The organism is Paenibacillus tritici (assembly GCF_013204885.1).
Taxonomy (GTDB): Bacteria; Bacillota; Bacilli; order Paenibacillales; family Paenibacillaceae; genus Paenibacillus_AQ; species Paenibacillus_AQ tritici.
On the sequence record NZ_JABMKX010000001.1, the window covers coordinates 35,427 to 57,650 of the forward strand.

Below are 22,224 nucleotides of genomic sequence, written 5' to 3' on the forward strand. Positions count from 1 at the left end.
AGAGATAGAACCTGGCAATACGGGCTGACGTTATGAATATACAGAGCAGAGGTGATCCTGTTGAAGAATATGCAGGAAATACAAAAAGCTGTGAGCACTTTGAGGGAAGATGAAGTGAAGTTGTATCTGATTCGGATTCTGGCGCAGATCGGACGGGTAAAGGAGCAGAGTAAGCTGCTTGAAGAGCCGCTTGAACAACAGATTGCAGAACCCGTTGCCTCACTGCTGGAATACTACACAAGTCTGATGGAGCTTCCGGCCAAACGGGCATTCTGGGACCCCTCGCCGGATTGTACCCATGTACATATCTTGTGCGGCGACTCTTTCACCGGCAGTATGAAGCAGGCATTGAGAGGACTTAGCTGGATGGATACGCACAAGCTTGTAACGATGCGGGAGAATTACGCTATAGGTCCGCTGGGCCAGCTGGACACGCCGGTGGGCAGGAAGCTCAGGAGCGATTGGTTCCGCCAGCATATCCAGGAATATTTCACTATCTCTGATGAGTGTGAACGGGAGTATACAGAGCTTCTCGGCAACCTGGAGCTGATCCCCGAACAGGCCAAGGTCGTCATCTGGACGAGCAGAAGTGCTTCCGAGCAGACGGCGCTGCGTCTTGCTGTGCATCTGCTCGGGAATAGACCGAACGAAATTATAGTGTGTGATGCCTGTTCAATCTGTGAGGAGCTATATAACGGCCCGGATGCCTCCTGTATCTATCGTAGTTCAAGTGAGATTCCGGCTGACAAGCTGCGGGAAGCCCTGCTGCGAATCGGTGAAGGCAGCAGACTGGCTTCTGCAGATATCGCAAGGCTCACGCGGGAATGGCAGGAGATGTCGGAGCAGTCCGGCGTACTGCGGATTTGGCAGGATGAGGCTGTACTTGAGGTGCCTGCTGATTATTATGACAGCTACCTGCTGGAGAAGCTGGACTCGCTGGACCCGCCGCCAGGGGAAGACGGTTTCCTGAAATCGGCCCGGCTGGTGGGAGAGGCGCTCGGGAACTGTGAACAGGATATTGGTGACGCTTATTATGAGTCCAGGGTAAGAGAACTGATCTATAGCGGGGTTCTGGAGATCAGGGGCGTCCCGACTGCGATGAGATTCTACAGCATTAGACGCAAGCAGGGCAGGGGCTCAGAGGATTGAAGGACGGACATGGGAAGAGAGAGAATGATATAATCATGTGAAATGATAAATATGAAGGAGGCAAACGATGCAAACGTTATTCAGGTATAACTGGGGGGTCCGCGAGGAATGGTACAAATGGTGTGAGGAGCTGCCGGAGGAGGAGCTGGTGAAGACACGCATAGGCGGAATGGGCGGGATTCTGCAGACGCTTGTGCATATTGTGGATGTGGAATTAAGCTGGGTCCGGGATATGGAGGGCAAGCCTGATCTGCGGGCGGACTTCACGGAGTATAACAGTCTGCAGAAGATCAGAGAGCTGGATGCACGGTTCCGGCCGGAGGTAGAATCCTTCGTACTGGCCTGGCATGAGGGGCTGGAGCGGAAAATTCTGAGGGACGAGCGGCCGGATGGACGGGTGACAGAAGACGCCTGGGGCGAGATCATGCGTCATATTATCGCTCACGAGATCCATCACATCGGCCAGCTCTCCGTCTGGTCCAGGGAACTCGGCAAGAAGCCGGTATCCGCGAACCTGACCGGCAGAGGGCTGGCAGCGTATTTACCCGGCAAAGTTTAGGTGGACATGTCCTCTATAAAATAACGGCTTATCCGGTCCAGCCTGCCCTGATGGGACTATAACTCCGGCGGGAACCAGAGGTGGCGCAGATCTACCCAGCCCTGGCTGTTGAACGTAACCCCGCGCACGCTGGGCAGATAAGCGGTCTCGGCAGGCCGCTCGTAGAGGATATGCAGCTGATGATCCTGCGTCAGGGTATCTTCAATGACCTTGAAGCCCTCAGCCCGCACTGCGGAGTCGGGCTCCCGGGAGATCAGGTGCAGCCTGCCCTCAATGCTCGCACGGGTGCGCGGTTCAATGTGCTGCGAGAGGGTCAGATACAGATCGTACAGCCGCAGCTGCTCGTCCTGATCGCGGAGCAGCGAGAAGACAATCAGGTCGGACTTCAGACGGATTGGGCCTTTGAATTCCTCTGGCGACACGGATAGTACCTTGCAGGAATATCCGTGCTGTGTGAGCCTGGCGGCAATATATTCGGCATCCCCGGTATACTGCGGGATGGTCGCAATCTGGAGTGTCGCAGCCGGAGGCTCCACAGCATGCCGAAAAGGCTCCCGGGGAGTCTCCTGCAGACAGGACAACAGCTCGGCACGGAGAAGGGGATCGCTGAGCGGTCCCTTTTTTTTGGTGTTGCAGGTAACGAATTTGCGTACGAAGGACTCGGAATGGATTCTGCTTAAGGAGCCTGCGCCTGCTGCTGACGGGTTCGGGATGATATGGAAGGCAGAGCTGGTCTCCGGGGATTCCGGTTTCAAACTCCACGGCACATAGATAATCTCCACGCGGTCCAGATGGGCCCGTCCCTGAAAATAATAAGGAAACACCTCCAGCACACAAGTATCCTTGTTCATCTCGACTACCTTGAAGGGGCCGGTTCCTACCGGCCTGCGTCCAAACATATTCTCCCCGATAGATTGCAGATCACGGGGCACAACAGCCGCCCGGCTGGTGCAGAGGAAGGGCAGGAAGAGTTCGTTCGGCTTCTTCAGCAGAATGCGGACGGTGGAGGTATTCAGCGCTTTGACCTCCCGGATTTCCTTGAAAATATAGCTGTATAGCGTGCGCTGCGAGGTAGACATCATCCGTTCAAACGAGTAAACTACATCCTCGGCGGTCAGCACCTTGCCGTGATGGAATAACACTTCCTTACGCAGGTGAAATGTCCACGCTGTCCGGCTCTCATCGGTCTCCCAGGCATGGGCCAGGCCGGGAATGACCTTGCCCCGTTCACCGCTGCGCCCGACCAGACCGTCGAAGACATGGCTTGCGACAAAGGACTCCGCCAGCAAATTCATATACAGCGGATCGAAGGTATGGAGCTGCTGGGTAACCGGCAGCCGCAGCGTATCAATCCGCTTGTCGCTGTGCATCTCGGCGTGATGCCCGAAATAAGCCAGCAGCCACCCCTGAAGCGTATCCTGCAGCGATGAGGTGCGGGCATGTCCACGGATGCCTTCCAGGGCACTGCTGATATCCTTGCTGCTTATGGCCTGCTTCATGGATTCCAGGGCAATGTCCTCGGCGGCCGCGAGGAATACCAGCTTGGAGCGGCGTCCCCGTCCCCGGCTCGGTGTCCAGGTGATCCAATGGAGATCGGCCATTTTGCGGATCACATGCAGTGCATTGCGGTGGGTGCAGCCCAGGGTCAAGGCCAGCTCATCCAGGGTGACGGCGGTCTCTGGCGGACCTCCATGATGCGAGTGCAGCTTCAGGTATTGGCTGTGCAGCTTCAAATTGAGTCTCTCCTTTCATTAAAATAGGAAATTAATAATATTATATTTCTCTTTTTCTTCTTATTTTATCAGCTAAAATCAGGATAAGATAGTTAAAAGATGGAGGAATTTACCATGGACGATCAAACCGCTCACAAACCGGGGTTTGCGCGTATGGCCTTGCTGGCCGCGTTTCTGCTTGCGCTTGTGCATCAGTACTTGTTCTACGGCAAGATGCCGGGGATTTCTTACCCGATTTTTGTCAGCTTATTCTATGCGTTTATATTCTATTTCGCCAAGGAGAGAATGCGTAAGCAGACCTGGTTCAGCTACGTTTGGATGGGCTCGATTGGTCTGCTGTCTCTGACTTATGCGCTATTTGGCAACTGGTTTTTCTTTGTGCTTAATTTCCTGGTCATTCCGGTATTGATTCTATTACATATGACCTATATGTTCAGTTACCGTAAGCCTGCCTGGAGCGGGTTCGGGCTGATCTGGGCTGCCCTTGAGCATCTGTTCCCGCAGAGTCTGCGCAACTGGGGCACTGCACTGAAGCTGATGCGCCGGGGCAAAGGGACCATTCCAAATGAACGCAAGCAGGTGCTGATGCGTGTGCTGATCGGCCTGCTGATTTCCGTTCCGCTGCTGCTGGTTGTCACTTCACTGCTCTCCACCGCTGATGGGGTGTTCAACCGGCTGCTGTCCACGCTCCCGGATTACTTTTACAATATCTCATTGGGGGACTGGATCTTCAGAGCGCTGTGGATTCTGCTGCTTGGCCTTGGCATGTTCGGCTTCGTATGGGGGTTCGTGCACAGCAAGTCTTATATCCGGACGGCTCCTGCCAGCGAATTGGATGCCATGGCAGGGAAGCTGGAAGCAGCTGAAGCAGGGGATGACGGTATCGGCATTGATGATCCGGTTATCATCACTACAGTTCTGGCCGCGATCAATGTCGTGTACATTCTGTTTGTGAGCGTACAGTTTTCTTACCTGTTCGGGGCATGGGACGGTATTCTGCCCAAGGACAGCACCTATGCGGATTATGCACGGAGCGGTTTTTTTGAGCTGATTCTGGTAACGTCGATCAATTTCGCCATTCTGCTGCTGTCCCTGCTGGCCGTACGCAAAGCGGGCGGTAACCTGAAACGGGCGATCCAGCTCCTGCTGTATATCCTGGTGCTCTGCTCGATGGTCATGCTGTATTCCGCATACTCCCGGCTGACGCTGTACGAAGAGGCCTACGGTTACACCTATATAAGATTCCTGGTACATGCCTTCATGATCTTCCTCGGACTGCTGCTTGTACTTGCTGTACTGCGGATTAGCCGGGAATCCTTCCCGCTGCTGAAATGCTACATCGTGCTCGGCCTGCTCTCCTACGTGCTGATGAACTATATCGGCATGGATCATATCATTGCGAAGCAGAATATCCAGCGTTATGCCGCAAGCGGCAGTGTGGATGCCGCCTATCTGACCGAACTCTCGTCAGATGTGGTTCCGGAGCTGATCGAATTCAGCAAGCAGGAGAAGGGGATTCTGGACGAAGAGCTGCGCAGCCGGCTGTCTGAACGCGCACGGCCGGTGCAGAATTGGCCTTCATTCAATCTTGCGAACTACCGGGAGTGGAGAGCGTTGGAGGATTATTTTGCAGAAGGCACCGTACACTGACTAACTTAGATAGCTTCCTCTCCCAGACTTGTGTTACAGTGATTCCAGAAGGACACATGTCCTAACGGATAGACATACTATATAAGAAGCACTAAAGAAATAAACAAAAAGCAAAAGAAGCGGAGGGGAAATTTGGAGCTGTAGGAGCGGTAGCGACCGCCTTTGTCACCGGATTTCACCTGCGAACAGCGGAATAATTCAAGAAATCTGGTGACAACAGCGGCCGAAAGTCCAAATGTTCACCGCAGTGACGACGAAGCTTCAAGTTCAAAACTTAAGTGCGTCTTATATAGACAAGGAGAGGAAGAGCTTCATGCAGTCGATAATGAATCCAGAGGCCGTGCGCGCGCTTACGGAGCAGAATGGGCTTTCAGCGATGTTCAGCAGCGGCGCCATTGCCCGGATGGAGCTTCGGCGTTACGGCGACGGGGAGGCGATCTGCTCCGTGGGCGACCGGCTGGAGCATATGTTCTTTCTGGTACAGGGCAAGCTGAAGATTCATACGCTGCTGCCTAACGGCAAGTCGATGCTGGTCCGGTTCGCCCGGCCGATGTCCGTAATCGGGGATGTGGAGCTGCTGCGCCAGTATCCGGTCAAGAATGAGGTGGTCTCTGTAGGGGACAGCCTGCTGCTGGTCGCGGGAAGGAAGCTGCTGCTCGGGGAACTGGAAGACAATACAGCACTGCTGCGGTTCCTGGTCGGTGAGCTGAGCCACAAAATGTATACGCTGGGTCAGACGTCAGCCATGAATGTACTCTATCCGGTAGAGAACCGGTTCGCCAGCTATCTGATGTCGCTGTTCTCGGACAACACGGGCGCTCAGCGGGTGGAGGAGATCCGCACTTCTACCCTGACAGAGACCGCCGATCTGCTCGGTACGAGCTACCGCCATCTGAACCGTGTGGTGCGCCGCCTGATCGAAGAAGGAATTATTGAACGCAGGAACGGACGGCTGATTGTGCTGGATGAAGAGCGGCTGGCGATGCTGGCTAACGGGAATCTGTATGATTGAGCCTGCCGGGCTGCAAGGTCTAGCGGCACGCATATGACCCCCGCCGTAACGAAACGGTGGGGGTCTTTGCTGTGTCATTGCCTATAGCTTCATATACTGGCTGTACAGCTCCTCAAAAGTATCGTACCGCGCAACCTTCCGCCCGGCCCGGTGATATTCTTCCAGATATTCATCCATCGCCTTAAGGAACTGCTCCTTAAACAAATCCAGCCGGTCGGCATCGAAATACGGCATGAGATCAAATTTCCGGGTTCCCAGTGAATCTGTCATATCATCCAGGAACTCCTGTGCTCCCATTGCGGCATAGAAGGTGTAGGAGGCATCCTTCGCTTCTGTGCTGGCAATCACCTTGTTGCGGTAGTTACACCATAACTCTTCATAGCTTCCTGCAAGATTATCATAGGTCGGCACAGGCTGATCTGCGTATTCCTGAACCATCGTATGGTATAGATCAAGAATGCTTTTAAGGAGGAGTTGTGAGGTGCTTCTGATCTCATCCACACTTTTGGCGCGAATCACATTCATATAGATCGCTTCATAATTCTCAGGAATATAGCGGTAGGCTGCGCTATCTTCCAGGTATCTCTTCAGTCCTCTTTTGAAATACGTATTATTCATATGCGACAATGCATTAACCAGATTGTATACAACCTCGGCTGAGGCTAGCCTAACGGCCCCGAGATCCTCAGCAAGCAGGGTATTCGCGTATTCCTGTTTGGCAAGGTCAATCCACTTCTTCGCTCTGCCGAGACATTCGCTGCCGATAGGCTTATCCAACGCCTCCAGCGCACGCTGCTGATACGCACTCAGCTTCTCCAGATATTCAGGCTTGGCACAATAGAGGACCTGCAAATCCACCAGACTTGCGATCATCGGATGCTCAAGCACCGCCTGCTCTTCAATCCTGGTCTCCCACGGTGTGCAGTAGATATCATATCCGACATCACCCAGAATGAAGCAGGAAGAGATGCCCCAGCCTTGGTTGTTGTTATTGATGATAATCAGATCCAGGTCGCTTTTGTCATGGAAATCCCCGGTCCGAAAAGAACCCGTAAGCCCAATAATCGCAATCTCCTCCGGATAATCCCGTTTGGCCCGTTCAATCACCATGTTGATGAGTTTTTCATTTTTGGATAATAGCTCCTGCTTGTCCGTAGCATTCATAATTAGTTCCCCCTAAGCTGTGTCTTGTTGTATTTATTGTAAAAGGAGCCAGTACCGAAGGATATACCGACTTCAATTAGGTTCATTCTCTCCGGGCCGTATGTACGCACATACTATGCATAGGATACGCCATCGACCTCAGCCAAGCATTATCTTATATTATTACCATAATTAGTTATTATGTAAGCGCATACCTGAAGACGGAACCATAAATTTATGGGAGGTGGTTGTTAAATGATTAGCAGAACCAAGGCTTTGCTGCAACAGAAATTCCTGATGTACGGTCTGATTCTCGTGTTATGTGTAGGACAGTTAGCGTTGTTTCCGGCAGTGGGGGCGGCGGCAGGCAATCTGGCTCAAGGCAAGACGATCAGCGCAAGCTCTGTTGGTGATGTGTACGTGGCAGCGAATGCCAACGACAGCAATCAGGGCACGTATTGGGAGAGTGCCGGTAATGCTTTTCCGCACTGGATCAAGGTGGATCTGGGTGCCAGCAGCAGTGTGAATCAGGTTGTACTAAAGCTGCCTGCGGGCTGGGAATCCAGAACACAGACGCTGTCTGTGCAAGGCAGTACGGATGATGTCTCTTACAGCAATCTGGCTGCTTCTGCGGACTATTCCTTCAATCCTTCCAGCGGCTCCAACGCCGTCACTATCCCATTCACAGCAGCAACCGCCCGTTATCTGAAAATAAATTTCACCGCCAACACCGGCTGGCCTGCTGCCCAGCTATCCGAACTTGAGGTGTACGGAACCACGGTTTCTCCGCCCGGAACTTATGAAGCGGAAGCAGCCGCCTTATCCGGCGGAGCCAAGACCAACACGGATCATACCGGCTATACCGGTTCGGCATTTGTTGACGGCTACCTGACTCAGGGGGCAGCCACGACCTTCACCATATCCGCCGTATCGGCAGGTAATTATAGCGCAGCACTGCGGTACGCCAATGCTTCCGGCAGCACCAGGACGCTGAGTGTTTACGTAAATGGGACGAAGATCAGGCAGACCTCGCTTGCCAATCTGGCGAACTGGGATACCTGGTCCACACAGGCTGAGACGCTTGCCTTAACTGCCGGAAATAACACGATTGCCTACAAATATGATGTGTCCGACTCCGGCAACGTGAATCTGGATCAGTTGGTCCTGACCGTCTCAGCGGCACCGACCGCTACGGCTACACCCGTTCCGACAGTAGCGCCAACCGCAACACCAATACCGACTAGCGCACCGACGGCCACGCCAACCGTAGCCCCGACTGCTACTGCGACGCCAACACCGGCTGTAACGCCAACGCCTTCACCATCTGCTGCACCGACGGCTACTCCAAGCGCAGGCCCCGGCTCGAACTTAGCCATCGGCAAAACGGTTAATGCCTCCTCTTCCGTCTTCACTTTTGTCCCGGCCAACGCGAATGACGGAGATGTGACCACATACTGGGAGGGAGCAGGAGGAAGTTATCCGAATACGCTGACTGTGAACCTTGGGTCGAACGCCAATGTAACCTCTGTAGTCGTGAAGCTTAATCCGGCTGCGGCCTGGGCTACCCGTACCCAAACCATTCAGGTACTGGGTCATAACCAGTCTACAGGAGCCTTCACCAGTCTGGTGCCCGCCGCAGTGTATACCTTCAACCCGGCCAGCGGCAACTCAGTGACCATTCCGGTCTCGGCAACGGCCAGTGAACTGCAACTGAAATTCACTGCGAACTCTGGTTCAAGCGCGGGGCAGGTGGCTGAATTCCAGATTATCGGCACACCTGCTGCGAATCCCGATCTTACGGTAACCGGCATGTCCTGGAGCCCGTCTGCACCGGTAGAGACCAATACCATTACACTGAATGCCACTGTGAAAAATGCCGGGTCTGCTTCTTCGGCAGCAACCACCGTTAGCTTTTACCTTGGCAGCACGCTTGCCGGTACTGCGCCAGTCGGTGCTCTGGCCGCAGGTGCATCGGCTAATGTATCGTTCAGTCTCGGGGCGAGGGATGCCGGAACCTATGCCTTAAGTGCCAAGGTTGACGAGAACAACACCGTCATTGAAATGAATGAAGGGAATAACAGCTACAGCCATCCGTCCTCTCTTACCGTAAATCCGGTATCCAGCTCGGATCTGATCGCGTCTCCAGTCAGCTGGTCTCCGGGCAATCCGGCAGGAGGCAACACGGTGAGCTTCACGGTCGCTATTAAAAATCAGGGAACGGCGGCCTCCGCAGGCGGTGCGCATAACATCACGCTGACCCTTACGGATACAACCAGCGGTACAGTTATCACAACACTAACCGGTTCGTATAACGGTGTCATTGCCGCCGGAAGCACTACGGCTCCGGTTGCGCTCGGGACCTGGACCGCAGTGAACGGGAAATACAATGTGAAGACAGACATTGCCGTAGATCAGAACGAACTGGCAGTGAAGCGGGCCAATAATATCCAGAACCAGCCGCTCTACATCGGACGCGGGGCCAATATGCCATACGACATGTATGAGGCGGAGGACGGAGTGACCGGCGGCGGGGCGGTCAAGCTGAATCCGAACCGTACGATCGGCGATCTTGCCGGTGAAGCTTCGGGCAGAAGAGCCGTTACGCTGAGTACAACAGGCAGTTATGTCGAATTCACAACCAAAGCCAATACCAATACGCTGGTCACCCGGTTCTCCATCCCGGATTCGGCAAGCGGAGACGGAACAACCGCTACGCTCAATATTTATGTAAATGGTGTTTATAACAAAGCCATTACTTTGACTTCAAAGTACGCCTGGCTCTACGGGTCAGAGGTTAGCCCGGGCAATTCACCAAGCGCAGGCTCACCGCGTCATATCTATGATGAAGCAAATATCATGTTCGACAGTACCATTCCGGCAGGCAGCACGATCCGGCTGCAAAAGGATGCGGCTAATACTTCACAATATGCCATAGACTTCGTCAGCCTGGAGCAGGTAGCTCCGGTTGCCAATCCGGACCCGTCCAAATATACGTTACCTCTTGGATTCACCCACCAGGATGTGCAGAATGCCTTGGATAAGGTGCGTATGGATACTACGGGGAACCTGGTCGGCGTGTATCTTCCTGCGGGAACGTATGAGACCTCGAACAAATTCCAGGTATACGGCAAGGCAGTGAAGATCATTGGAGCCGGCCCGTGGTACACGCGGTTCTATGCTCCAGTCAACCAGTCCAATACAGATATCGGCTTCAGGGCTACCGATTCTGCGAATGGCTCGACGTTCTCGGGTTTTGCTTACTTCGGCAACTATACTTCACGGATTGACGGCCCAGGCAAGGTGTTCGACTTCTCCAATGTGGCGAACATTACGATTGACAACATCTGGACCGAACATCAGGTATGTATGTACTGGGGGGCGAATACCGATTACATGGTGATCCGCAATTCGCGTATCCGCAACACCTTCGCCGACGGCATCAATATGACCAACGGCAGCACCAACAACCTGGTGTCCAACAATGAAGCCCGGGCGACCGGAGATGACAGCTTCGCGTTGTTCTCGGCCATTGATTCCGGCGGCTCTGACATGAAGGACAATGTCTACGAGAATCTGACCTCGATCCTGACCTGGCGTGCAGCCGGTGTTGCCGTCTATGGCGGTTATGCCAATACCTTCCGCAACATTTATATTGCGGATACGCTCTGCTATTCGGGAATCACAATCAGCTCACTCGACTTCGGCTATGCCATGAACGGATTCGGGGCTTCACCGACGACGAACTTCCAGAATATCTCCGTGGTCCGGTCGGGTGGACATTTCTGGGGCGCACAGACTTTTCCGGCCATCTGGGTATTCTCCGCCTCCAAGGTATTCCAGGGTATCCGGGTCAGCGATGTGGATATCATTGATCCGACCTATCACGGGATCATGTTCCAGACCAATTATGTCGGCAATTCGCCGCAGTTCCCGGTAGCGGATACGATCTTCACGAACATTACGATTTCCGGTGCGCAGAAGAGCGGCGACGCCTTCGACGCCAAGTCCGGGGTCGGCATCTGGGCCAATGAATCGGCCGAAGCGGGTCAAGGCCCTGCGGTAGGCAACGTTGTCTTCAACAACCTGAAGATCCAGAACACAGTCACACCTATCAAAAACACAACGTCTACGTTCACGATTACAGTGAATCCGTAGAGAGAAACATTTATCAGAGCATGTGGCAGAGACTTATAATGCTTATCTGAGAACAGGTTCAGCCGGATACGAATGAGTTAAAAATAGAGCCATCCGTAGCTCAGAGCCGTACAAGAAACGGCACTCGTAACTCAGGGCTGTACAAGAACTTCTTCCCATCACTTAGGACTGCACAAAGAGCCGCACAACAATCGCCTCCCGTATATACGGGGGCGATTTGTTGCGTTGCATGTGCTTCACAGCAGCATTACAAGAACAATCATTGACCGATCTGCTATGGCATCCGGATAGGCGTTATGCGAGATAGGCTTGTAAATGGGGCATGAAGGTAATGCCGGACAAGCTCAAAGAGAGAAGCATATGAAGCAGTTGGATTTCCTCCACTTACTGCCGAACGAATGGGCGATGTTGTAACAGCAGTTGGATAAACGGCACTTAAATTCTTCCATTTCATCCATTCCAGCGAAAACCAACCTGATTAGTTGTTGTTTTTCCACTTGCTTCCGCTCATCGCACAGAAATGGAGAATTTAAGATACGTTTTTCCATTTGCTTGATACAACAGGTATAACCGTTACAATGGTCTGCGATTGTCCGGGAACCCTGTGAAGCCATGGAAATCCTGCACGTTTTACAACAAATTAATCTTTTCTTAGCCGAATTTAGAGGATTCCTGCACAAAGTGCAACACTTCGGGCGCTGAACGGCCGATCTGTAAGCATTTCCTGCAAAATATACAACAATCCCCGATCTGATTCGATCCCCCGCCGGACATCCTGCATTTACTACAACAATTCCATTTCGATTAGCACCACTTCTAGCACTACTTCAAGCACTATTTCAAATCAAATCCCTATCCGCCAAATCGACAAGCGGCATACGTTAGCGATACAATGGAACCTATATCATATATAAGAACGAGGGAGGCGCGCATATGACGAAGCGGGTAGTTAATAATATCACGGAGCTGATCGGTGGAACGCCGGTGGTACGCTTGAACCGCGTGACCGGACCGGAGGATGCGGAGCTGTATGTGAAGCTGGAGATGTTCAATCCCAGCGGCAGCGTCAAGGACCGGGCAGCCTATAATCTGATCCTGCAGGCGGAGCTGGACGGACGGCTGCTGCCCGGCGGTACAATCATCGAGCCGACGAGCGGCAATACGGGCATCGGTCTGGCGATGAATGCAGCGGCGAAGGGGTATAAGGCAATTCTGATTATGCCGGATAATATGACGAAGGAACGGATCAATATCCTGAAGGCTTACGGGGCGGAAGTGGTGCTGACTCCGGCGGCGGAACGGATGCCCGGCGCGATTGCCAAGGCGGTGGAGCTGGGGCGTGAGATTGCCGGGAGCTTCATCCCGCAGCAGTTCGAGAACCAGTCGAATCCGGACATTCACCGTATCACTACCGCCCCGGAAATTCTGGAGCAGATGGAGGGTCGGCTGGATGTCTTCGTCGCCACCTCCGGCACCGGCGGGACCATTACCGGCACTGGTGAGGCACTGCGGGAACAATTGCCCGAGCTTCGCATAGTCGTCGTGGAACCGCAGGGTTCACCGGTGTTGTCCGGCGGCCAGCCCGGACCGCATAAGCTGGTGGGAACCAGCCCCGGCTTCGTACCGGCGATTCTGAACACTAGCATCTACAATGAGATCGTGCAGGTATCCGACGAGAATGCCCTGGAGATGGTAAGAGTACTTGCCAGCACCGAAGGAATTCTGATCGGCCCTTCCGGCGGAGCAGCAGTCTGGACGGCATTGCAGGAAGCACGGCGCCAAGGCCGGGGCAAGCGGGTGTTGTGTATTGCTCCTGATACTGGAGAACGATATCTCAGTATGGGGATTTTTGACTAAATTTCACTGGAGGTACGCTATGAATCAAGTGAAGGGCCGCAACCGGTACCGGGTCAGAGCGGCCGGAATCCTTATTCTTGCAGCAGCAGTTGTCTTAGTCTTCAGCCTATCCGGGTGTTCCAGGCCGGGCGGCAATGACGATACAAGCGGTGCAGAAGCTTCGGCCATGCCATCCCCTGCCGGGACGCAGCTCCCTTCACCTGCCGCCGGGCAGACGGATGCCCCGGAAGGGACGGAGCCTGCTGCAAGCGCCCCGGATTCCAGTCCGTCCGCACTGACGGCATTCATGGACCCTGACAAGCTGCAGCCTGTTTTCGGATTTGCCGACGAGACCGGGAGTCATATTCTTGTCACTAGGGAAGAGGAGGGGAATGAACAGCAGATGCAATCCCTGAATACGGCCATCGGCAACGGAGGCCAGGAGCTGGCCGTGAAGTTCGAGAAGTGGCAGGCGGGGAGTGAGGACAGCAACGGACGGGAGCTGGCGAATAATATTCCCCATCTGTCCGGTTATCTGTTCAAGGTTGAGAGTGGCGCGGCTGAACAGAATGAAACCTATTATCTGGCCGATTCTGCCCAATTCCCGCAGGCTGCCTTGCTGGCGATTCAGCCCGCCGACCCGGCGGCTCCACAGCTTGCCCTTGAAGATCCTGTGCGACAAAGTATAGCGGCCGTGAAGCAGCGGAAGATTGAGTCGGTGTGGAAGCTGGCTGATCTGGGCCCGGACAGACGGCTCTATGTCGTCCAGTTCGTTAGAATGGATAAGGATATGCTCTTCAGCCTTGTGCTGGAGGAAGACGGGAAGCTCAGCTTCAAGGATTATCCCGCTGTGCTTCAGGACAATGAATATTCAGTCTGGCGGGTCGATGACGGCGGTGAGGTGATTCCGCAGATGTTCTCCTTGTTGTTCGCGGCGCAAGCAGCAGACGGACTGCTGATTGGGCTGAACTGGTGGGGAGCGGAGGGAGTAAGCAGCTTTTTCCTGTCCCAGCAAGGTGGTAGCTTCACAGAACTGAAGATCGAGTACAGCCGTTATATTTCTCCCTTGTAGTTCAGAGGGAACGGCAAGCAGACAGGGCTCCCCATCACTTCTGGGTGACGGAGGAGCCTTGTCTGCTTGTTATATAAATACTCATTAAAGGGCGGATCAACAGATAGCCGAGCAGCCCGCCGAACGTATTCAGGAGCAGATCGTCCACATCCAAGGTTCCGATATAAAAGACCGACTGGGCCCCTTCCAGCACGGCGCTTAATGCGAAGGACCAGAGCAGCACACCGCTGAAGGAGCCGCTGCCTTTTCCATTTGGGGACAAGAGCACCAGGAATATGCCAAAAGGTATAAACAAAGCGATATTTCCCGCGAAATTAACAAAGCTGTGAGGGGTGACATGGTGATAGGTGCTGGACAGCGTAGCAAGCGGCGTCAGGTTGCCTCTCTGCAGACTTCCTATAATGTTCTCCGGGCCGTGCTGAAGCTGCTGCCAGAGAAAGCTGAGATCAATCGAACCAAATTTGAACAAAATGATTTTGAACAGGATATAGATATATACGGCTAATAGTGCCTGTAAACCGTACATTCTCCGATTATGTGCTTGGTTCATTCCGCATCACCGCTTTCTGCCGTCATAATCACACCGTCCATATTATCTCCAGAGAGCTCTATGTGTTGACCGGCAGGCACAGGAACCGGGGTATTTCCCTTGACCTCTATATAAGAGATCTGATAGTGGGTACCGTTAACGGTAGTGGTGATCGTCTGCTGCTGCTTAAGGAATTCAAGGTACTCTTCCAGGGTGAAATTCTTATCCCGCATAATAATGCTGTGCGGCAGCCCTACATAACGGAAATGCCAAGGCTCATACTGGATGCCAGTAATCTCTGTTTTATCTTCAGGATAGCGCAGAATGAAGCCGTAATCCCATGCGTTATCCCGCAGCCATTGCCCTTCAGGGGCATGGCTCATGGACATCTGTGAGGAGCCGATGTCGAGCGACAAGCCTAGATTATGTTCGCTGTATCCGGGCGGCAGGGCGTAGTCAGCCCCTTTTTCCTCATAGAGCTGCTTCTGCTTCGCATTGTCCCTATAGCCGCTGCTAATCAGGAAATGGTTGATATCCTCCCCGGAAGCGGCCTGCACCATCTCGGCGAATTTCTCTGCCACTTGTCTGGAGAGCTGTGTTTTGTGGTCCAGCAGCCCGTACCCTGCGGTCAGCTCCTCATGATCTAACAGACTGACAATGTCCCGGCTGACGCCCGTTTCATGTACGGGATAATCCTTGTTGACCAGCAGCAAATCACCTTTGTAGATCTGGCCTTTGGGAATCAGCGTCAGATTCTTGGAACCTTTATCTGTAGAGACTTGCACGGTGCCGGTGTTCAGTTCAGCCTTAGCATCCTCCCGGTCCCGCGAAGCCCATTCATAACCGGCCAGCCCGACAATTACAATCACTAATAACCACTTCTTCATGTTATCTTCCTCCTTGGCTCTATGAATACAGCATAAGGGAGTGTGTTTAAAAAGAAGTGGGGTAAAGTTAAAGTTTTTCTTAAAAGATGTTCTTACTTGATCAGACCCGGCAGCCGCACCTCGAAAAGCGTACGGATGGTATCACTCTGGACGGAGATCGTCCCCTGATGCTGCTCTACGATATTCTTGGCAATGAACAGGCCCAGGCCGGTGCTGCCTTCCTGATGGGTCCGCGCCCGGTCGCCCGTATAGAACATATCGAATAGAAAAGGCAGGTCCTCCTCAGGAATCCTGTCTCCATAGTTGATGACCTGGACAACGACCTGATCTTCCTCCGGATGGCAGAGGATATCGACGTAACGGCCGTCTTTGCCATAACGCACCGCATTGGTCAGCAGGTTCTCGAATACCCGGGCGAGCAGCTCCCCGTCCCCGGTAATCGAAAGGTGCGGAGTCAGCTCAAGGCGGGCCGTCAGCCCGTTGTTATCCAGCACCGGATATAGCTCCTCATTCAACTGAACCAGCAGCTTGCTCAGATCGAGGGGGAGCTGTTCCACGGTCATCATGCCGTAATTCATCCTGGTAATCTCAAACAGCTCATCGAGGAGCTTTTCCAGCCGCTGCGATTTGGTATAAGCAATTGTTGTGTAATGTTTGACCTGTTCATCGGTTAATTGTCCGTCCTTCAGCACCAGATCCAGATAGCCGAGCACGGAGGTCAGCGGGGTCCGCAGATCATGGGCCAGATTAAGCACAAGCTTGTCCTTGCTGTTCTCAGCGAAATCCCCGCGTTCCACCGCTTCCTGGAGCTTATCCTTAGCCAGATTGAGATCGGCGGCAATATCCTCGAATTCATCATTGGATTGAATGCGGATGCGGCTCTTGAAGTCCCCGTTGGCCAACAGGCGGATATGCTGCGAGATTTCTTTGAAATACCGGGCATACGGCTTGGTGAACAGGAAGAAGAACAGCAGCGCCAGCGGGATGAAGAAGATCAGGAAGAAATTGAGGTCTCCGAAGTCGGCAATCAGATAGCGGAAGCGGGTCAGCTTGTCCTCGAACTTCACCTGGGAGGTATAGTAGCTTTGCAGGATTTTATACAGTACATAAGTAACAATGCCGGAGCAGGCCATGCTCAGAACCAGCAGAAAGATCATTTTGAAGCGGAAGCTGCGAAAAAGGTTAGCCATTGAACGTATACCCTACCCCCCAGATCGTTTTGATCCACGTATTTTTGGTCTGCTCTTCGCCCAGCTTTTTGCGCAAGGTGCGGATATGTACCATCACAGTGTTCCCGCCTTCATAATAAGCCTCACCCCAGACCTGGCGGAACAGATGCTCTGCACTGAATACTTTTTTGGGGTAGCTGGCGAGCAGATACAGAATATCGAATTCCTTCGGCGTCAGCTCAACGGGATTCCCGTACAGCGTCACCGAGCGGCGGTCCGGATCTATCGTCAGGCCACCGGCTTCCACCACGGCCTTCTGCTCGGCAACCGGCTGATTCAGCTGCATGGAACGTCTAAGCTGCGCATTCACTCGGGCCACCAGCTCCATGGGGTTGAAGGGCTTGGTCATATAGTCATCGGCGCCGATGACAAGTCCGGTGATTTTATCCAGATCCGAAGTCTTCGCGCTCAGAAAAATAATCGGCAGCCCATGCTGCTCACGGATCTGCCGGGTCACCTCATACCCGTCCAGCCCGGGCATCATGATATCCAGAATAGCCAGGTCGATATGCCTGGACTGGACCACCTGCACAGCCGCTGTGCCATTCGTAACCTTGATGGGATGATAGCCTTCCTTTTCCAAATGCAGTCCGATCAGATCGGCAATTTCCGCATCGTCATCGGCGACAAGAATCGTAATTCGTTTCATTTCATTATCTCTCCTGTAGTGTCAGCATGAAATTATCCTTGATTGTGCGTCAATCCTAGTGTAACCTATCGGATATTGTTTCGCTAACTGCTATGATAGTAAGACTAACATTTTAAATACTTAATTTCGTAACAATTACCTGCGGGTATAGCCCGAAAGAGTCATACCGGAGCAAGTCCGGGAATGATAAAGTAATCCATAGTAATTAGGGAGGGGACAGTGACGTATACCCGGATTAAAGTGCTCATCCTGCTGATTCCGACCGTGATGGTCGGCATATGGGAATGGGTGCGGCATCAGTTCCTGATGTCGTACATTTCCATGGACACGGGAAACTACTTAACACCTGTATTGGTTTTTATGTTCAGTATTATTCTGCTGCTGCCGCTCTTTCGGATCATGGAGCGGAACCAGCGGGAGCTGGAGCAGGAGCGGGCGGCAACAGGGGCGATGGAAGCGCGGGAGGCTCTGGCCAAGGAGCTGCATGACGGGATGGCGCAATCCCTGTTCCTGCTCTCCGTGCGGATTGACCGTCTGGAGCAGAGCCGTAAGGACGGCAGCGTCAGCGCGGACAGTGTGGATCAGATCAAGAAGACCGTCCATGAGGTCAACCGTTATGTTCGTCAGGCAATTGCCAATCTGAAGGTGCCGGTCAGCGGTGAAGAGAGCTTTTCGCTGGAGCGATCCATTAAGGAGCAACTGGCCGGAATTGCCGGAGAAGTCATGATTGAGGTGTCGCTGGACTGGCATCTGGAGGAGCAGGCGCTGACGGCGGCGGAACAAGCGGAGCTGTTATCCTGTATCCGCGAAGCGATTATCAATGTGCGCAAGCATACACGTGCAGGCAGGGTGTCCGTGTCCGGACAGGGCAATGAGCTCCATTGGACGGTGACCATTGCCGACAACGGTGCCGGGATTCAGCATGACGATCCTTTTGCGGTGATCGGGAGCTATGGCTTGCAGATTATGAGGGAACGGTCCCGCAGTATGGGCTGGAGGCTAGACATACAGTCAGGGAGTGACGGAACCACCGTGGAAATTGCCAAAGGAGGTGCGCAGAATGGAACGCTGCCGGGTACTGATCGTCGATGACCATGCACATGCACGTGAAGCGATGAGTGAGATTGTGGCGCTGGATGAACGGTTCGAAGTGATCGGCGCGGTTGCCAGCGGAGCGGAGGCCATCGTCTGGACCGGGCAATGGATGCCGGACCTGATCCTGATTGATATCGAAATGCCGGGAATGGATGGTCTGGAGACCACGCGCCGCATTAAGCTGGAATATCCGTATGTGAAGATCGTCATCGTCACTGTATCGGATGAGATCTCGTATTTGTTTGAAGCGCTCAAGCAGGGGGCTCAGGGGTATCTCCTGAAGAATCTGGCTCCGTCCACCTGGATTGAATATTTGCTGGCTATTGTAAGTGAGGAGGTGCCGCTGAGCCGGGAGCTGGCTTTTCAGATTCTCAAGGAGTTCGCCGTTACCTCCGTCAAGGAGGAGCGGGAGGCATTAACGGCGCGGGAGAAGGAGATACTGGGCTGTGTGTCTTCAGGGTCCACCAATAAAGAGATTGCGGCCACCCTCGGCATCTCCGAGCATACGGTCAAGAATCATCTTAAGAATATACTTCAAAAGCTTCAGCTTCAGAACCGCACGCAGCTTACCAGATACGCGATGGAGCAGGGGCTGGCTTCGCGGGAGCGGGATTTTCCGGGGAAAAGATAGAGCTTAAGATAGCGTAGACAGTCCCAATATCCATTATTAGAGAATAGGGGAGATTTCATTGAATAGAATGTTTCGCAAAATAGCAGCACTGGCTGCACCGGCAGCCGCAGCACTGATGCTGTTCGCAGCCGTGGCGAGCGCCCACGTAACCGTTAGTCCAGCGCAGTCCAGCACGGGGGCCTGGGAGACATATACGCTGAAAGTACCGTCTGAAAAGGACATCGCAACGGTGCGGATAGACCTGCGGATTCCGGCAGGCGCAGAGTTCAAGCAATACGAGGCCACACCCGGCTGGGAGGTAACGGTTGAGGGGAACAAGGTGAGCTGGATTGCGAAGGAAGGCGGCATACAGGCCGGACAGTTCCAGCGCTTCTACTTCACCGCCAAGAACCCGGATACCGCAGGCGATATTGCCTGGGATGCCTATCAGCATTATGCTGACGGCAGTCTGGTGCAATGGTCCGGCGAAGCTGGCTCGGAATCCCCGCATTCCATCACCGCCATCGCTGAAGCCTCCGGCAGCGCCGATGGCGGTCACGGCCACGGTGCCGCAGACAAGGCTAGCAATGATACCATGACAATGGACGAGCATCAGGCCATTGTGGACAATGAAGGCGCCAGCACCGGCACCTCGCCGATGCTCTATATTACCCTCGGCATCTCGCTGGTGTCGTTCCTGCTGGCGGCCGTGGCTTTGCTTCGGGGGAAGAAGGAGTAGGCCACTTGGTATGAGATAGGTCAGAGTGGAGCGACCTGATTAAATAGAGAGAACCCTGTATCAGAAGGTGTAACCTTCCGGTGCAGGGTTCTTTGTACTTTAAATCTGGTTATATTCTGAATTATCCGGGGATGGGTAACAAGATTTGTGCTAGGTGATTATTTAGATAAATTATCCTCTTTGTTAAACATATAAAACTCTCTTTTTAATTTGAAAATGGTGTATAAAATTGAAGGGGCACTTTAAGACCCTATGTAAGTTACATGGGGTTCTTTATTCTATGAAGAGTGTGGTTTAAGATCATCAACCGAGAATTTGTTGATCAAGCAAATTTGGTACGCGGCGACAGACTACTGGTGAAGATGTGGAGTCAGGAACTTTGATAAGATTCGGCGGCGCTTATCGAATTGATAGTTTACCAGTGGGATTGAATGTTATTCAACATGAAAACGAGCTGAGCATTACGAAATAGTTCCTTCCTACAATATGAATGCTGATCAATATCAAAAGTTATTAAATCAAATAGTAGTTTCACCAACAAATTAGAATTGGGGGGGGATGTATGGATAACATCAAAGTTTTTTTTAGATGATACGGAACTTGCAGAATTTGAGGGAAATAGCAAGGGGTACAGAAATGATGTTTATGTTGAGGTACTGAACAAGTTATTTAACATAAAGGTCTATGATATAGTAAGGCTTCAACAGGATCATGAATTAGAATTAGAGACATATGGGTATTATTCAGGAGAACCTAATCTAGTTCTAGTAAAAGATGTGAGTAAAGCGGAGATCGAATTTGTTGTGAGAAAGTTATATGAACAGAAATATTTTGAAATTGTAAAGCCAGTGGATGATAAGAATATTTATGAATTTTTTAATTTAAACATAGAATAATTTCATCGAATTGTAACTCAAAGAACTCAACTTAGTATTCTATAAGGCTAAACCACAGTGAGTTACTGACTCCATGTGGTTTTTCTTTTAGAAAAAAATTATCTTAATATGAAAATGGTATAGATACAACAATCCGAATAAATATGGAAAATAGTTTTAGAGAGGAGCTAATATGCACGAAAACACACTTATTTATATTAAAGAAATATTGGGAAGAGACCACTCAAAAGGAGAGAAAATAATATCAGAGTTAAATAATTATATTTCCCAGTTGGAAGTTGGGGAGCAGGCAGAGTTGCATGGAGAACTTTCTAAACATGAATTAAATCGCCTTTATAAAGTGCTAAGCTCAATTGTTATGTCACCTACAGCCAAAGAGCATATTACTTGGTTTTACTTTAAACTTAAATGTGAAGATAACAGTTCCGAATTCTTAAATACAGAATTAGTTAACGAGATGATTGTTAGCTATAAACAACATAAATATTTAGGGATTGAAAGTCTTATTATAGATGCTATAAAGTCAGAAAAAATAAATCCCCAGTTACTTCTATCATTGGGTATGGAATTCACCAGTAAGGCGTTTAAGAAAGAACTAGCAACTTATAAATGTAGAGAAACAGTAAGAAAAGGCGGCAGACTGAATAAAGAACAAGTTGTCAAATTGCTGGAATATAGATCTTATAGGTCACTTGAGTATGCTTTAGATTGCAATGCTATTACAAAAGACGGATTATTAGAGTTTAGAAAACCTGTTGACAATGAAAACGATAGAAAAGCTAAAGAAAATTTATTTAATAAGGCTCAGAACCAGCCTCATATTTAAAAAAAATTAGTGGGGTGCTCCATGGACAGAAGTGAAAATGGGAATAGCTCAAAGTTAGGTATTTGGTACATAAAAGGAGGCTTCCGAGTGCCGCTTACAAAAGAACAACTGATCGAACTCGTAACCAAGATCGTTAACGCCGAAGGAACAGAGGCAGAGCTGGACCAATGGCTGGAGATCGTTGTGAGAAACGTGCCTCACCCCGGCGTGAGTGATCTGATCTTCTGGAATGAGCCGGAGCTGACGCCGGAGGAGATTATAGATGCTGCGTTAGTGTATCAGCCGATTGTGCTGTCGCCCCCAATGGAGAACTAGCGCTAGAACTGCCTTGCGATTGCTGATCGCGAGGTTTTTTTGTGTACTGCTCTATCGCAAATATCGTCAAATGAGAAAACGGTACGATAACAGATGACAATTTTCACACATAATCAACCGTTTTCTCTCACGGGGCGGGT

The 22,224-nt window shown here is 51.8% G+C and carries 19 protein-coding genes; 13 read left to right on the plus strand and 6 right to left on the minus strand.

Annotation, left to right across the window (positions count from 1 at the left end; all coding sequences use genetic code 11):
• The first annotated feature begins 90 nt into the window (after nucleotides 1-90).
• Nucleotides 91-1,149: a DUF1835 domain-containing protein gene (locus tag HQN87_RS00185; protein ID WP_367272638.1), complete on the plus strand. Its 1,059-nt coding sequence runs from the start codon at nucleotides 91-93 to the stop codon at nucleotides 1,147-1,149.
• Nucleotides 1,150-1,216: 67 nt separating this feature from the next.
• Nucleotides 1,217-1,708, plus strand: coding sequence for a DinB family protein (locus tag HQN87_RS00190; protein WP_173125954.1), 492 nt, complete (start codon nucleotides 1,217-1,219; stop codon nucleotides 1,706-1,708).
• 56 nt (nucleotides 1,709-1,764) lie between these two features.
• On the opposite strand, the gene HQN87_RS00195 is transcribed toward HQN87_RS00190, so the two are convergent.
• Nucleotides 1,765-3,441: an ABC transporter substrate-binding protein gene (locus HQN87_RS00195; protein WP_173125957.1), complete on the minus strand. Its 1,677-nt coding sequence runs from the start codon at nucleotides 3,439-3,441 to the stop codon at nucleotides 1,765-1,767.
• 114 nt (nucleotides 3,442-3,555) lie between these two features.
• Here HQN87_RS00195 and HQN87_RS00200 point away from each other — a divergent pair, with 114 nt between their 5' ends.
• Together HQN87_RS00200 and HQN87_RS00205 are read left to right on the plus strand one after the other, a co-directional pair.
• Nucleotides 3,556-5,091, plus strand: a complete 1,536-nt coding sequence (locus tag HQN87_RS00200) for a DUF4153 domain-containing protein (RefSeq protein ID WP_173125960.1) — start codon at nucleotides 3,556-3,558, stop codon at nucleotides 5,089-5,091.
• Nucleotides 5,092-5,404: 313 nt separating this feature from the next.
• Nucleotides 5,405-6,103 carry a Crp/Fnr family transcriptional regulator gene (locus tag HQN87_RS00205; protein WP_173125963.1) on the plus strand — a complete coding sequence of 233 codons (699 nt, stop codon included), beginning with the start codon at nucleotides 5,405-5,407 and terminating at the stop codon, nucleotides 6,101-6,103.
• Between the two features lie 81 nt (nucleotides 6,104-6,184).
• Here HQN87_RS00205 and HQN87_RS00210 read toward each other — a convergent pair whose 3' ends face one another.
• Nucleotides 6,185-7,267, minus strand: coding sequence for a nucleotidyltransferase domain-containing protein (locus tag HQN87_RS00210; RefSeq protein ID WP_173125966.1), 1,083 nt, complete (start codon nucleotides 7,265-7,267; stop codon nucleotides 6,185-6,187).
• Between the two features lie 234 nt (nucleotides 7,268-7,501).
• Here HQN87_RS00210 and HQN87_RS00215 point away from each other — a divergent pair, with 234 nt between their 5' ends.
• From HQN87_RS00215 to HQN87_RS00225, 3 genes are all read left to right on the plus strand, one after another.
• Complete coding sequence (locus HQN87_RS00215; RefSeq protein ID WP_216857085.1) at nucleotides 7,502-11,401, plus strand: galactose-binding domain-containing protein; 3,900 nt, start codon at nucleotides 7,502-7,504, stop codon at nucleotides 11,399-11,401.
• Nucleotides 11,402-12,334: 933 nt separating this feature from the next.
• Nucleotides 12,335-13,258 (plus strand): cysteine synthase A, encoded by a 924-nt coding sequence (gene cysK / locus HQN87_RS00220; RefSeq protein WP_173125968.1) that lies wholly within the window; start codon nucleotides 12,335-12,337, stop codon nucleotides 13,256-13,258.
• Between the two features lie 19 nt (nucleotides 13,259-13,277).
• Nucleotides 13,278-14,309 carry a hypothetical protein gene (locus tag HQN87_RS00225; RefSeq protein ID WP_173125971.1) on the plus strand — a complete coding sequence of 344 codons (1,032 nt, stop codon included), beginning with the start codon at nucleotides 13,278-13,280 and terminating at the stop codon, nucleotides 14,307-14,309.
• Nucleotides 14,310-14,343: 34 nt separating this feature from the next.
• Here HQN87_RS00225 and HQN87_RS00230 read toward each other — a convergent pair whose 3' ends face one another.
• The 4 genes from HQN87_RS00230 to HQN87_RS00245 form a co-directional block, all read right to left on the minus strand.
• Entirely contained in the window at nucleotides 14,344-14,835 is a 492-nt protein-coding gene (locus tag HQN87_RS00230) for a VanZ family protein (RefSeq protein ID WP_173125974.1), read from the minus strand.
• 20 nt (nucleotides 14,836-14,855) lie between these two features.
• A complete protein-coding gene (locus HQN87_RS00235; protein ID WP_173125977.1) occupies nucleotides 14,856-15,725 on the minus strand; it encodes a M15 family metallopeptidase in 870 nt (289 codons plus the stop codon).
• Between the two features lie 92 nt (nucleotides 15,726-15,817).
• Entirely contained in the window at nucleotides 15,818-16,915 is a 1,098-nt protein-coding gene (locus tag HQN87_RS00240; protein WP_173125980.1) for a sensor histidine kinase, read from the minus strand.
• Nucleotides 16,908-17,603: a response regulator transcription factor gene (locus HQN87_RS00245; protein ID WP_173125983.1), complete on the minus strand. Its 696-nt coding sequence runs from the start codon at nucleotides 17,601-17,603 to the stop codon at nucleotides 16,908-16,910. Before HQN87_RS00245 ends, HQN87_RS00240 begins: the two co-directional genes overlap by 8 nt.
• Before the next feature lie 219 nt (nucleotides 17,604-17,822).
• Here HQN87_RS00245 and HQN87_RS00250 point away from each other — a divergent pair, with 219 nt between their 5' ends.
• From HQN87_RS00250 to HQN87_RS00275, 6 genes are all read left to right on the plus strand, one after another.
• The gene (locus HQN87_RS00250) at nucleotides 17,823-18,695 is read left to right on the plus strand and encodes a sensor histidine kinase (protein ID WP_173125986.1); all 873 of its coding nucleotides are present in this window, start codon (nucleotides 17,823-17,825) and stop codon (nucleotides 18,693-18,695) included.
• A complete protein-coding gene (locus HQN87_RS00255) occupies nucleotides 18,664-19,329 on the plus strand; it encodes a response regulator (RefSeq protein ID WP_039297122.1) in 666 nt (221 codons plus the stop codon). Before HQN87_RS00250 ends, HQN87_RS00255 begins: the two co-directional genes overlap by 32 nt.
• 67 nt (nucleotides 19,330-19,396) lie before the next feature.
• Nucleotides 19,397-20,047, plus strand: coding sequence for a DUF1775 domain-containing protein (locus HQN87_RS00260; protein WP_254075325.1), 651 nt, complete (start codon nucleotides 19,397-19,399; stop codon nucleotides 20,045-20,047).
• Between the two features lie 548 nt (nucleotides 20,048-20,595).
• Nucleotides 20,596-20,943, plus strand: a complete 348-nt coding sequence (locus tag HQN87_RS00265; RefSeq protein ID WP_216857086.1) for a hypothetical protein — start codon at nucleotides 20,596-20,598, stop codon at nucleotides 20,941-20,943.
• Nucleotides 20,944-21,115: 172 nt separating this feature from the next.
• On the plus strand, nucleotides 21,116-21,769 hold the full coding sequence (locus HQN87_RS00270; protein WP_173125994.1) for a hypothetical protein: 654 nt from the start codon (nucleotides 21,116-21,118) through the stop codon (nucleotides 21,767-21,769).
• 87 nt (nucleotides 21,770-21,856) lie between these two features.
• Nucleotides 21,857-22,084, plus strand: coding sequence for a bacteriocin immunity protein (locus HQN87_RS00275; protein WP_367272639.1), 228 nt, complete (start codon nucleotides 21,857-21,859; stop codon nucleotides 22,082-22,084).
• Nucleotides 22,085-22,224 lie beyond the last annotated feature (140 nt).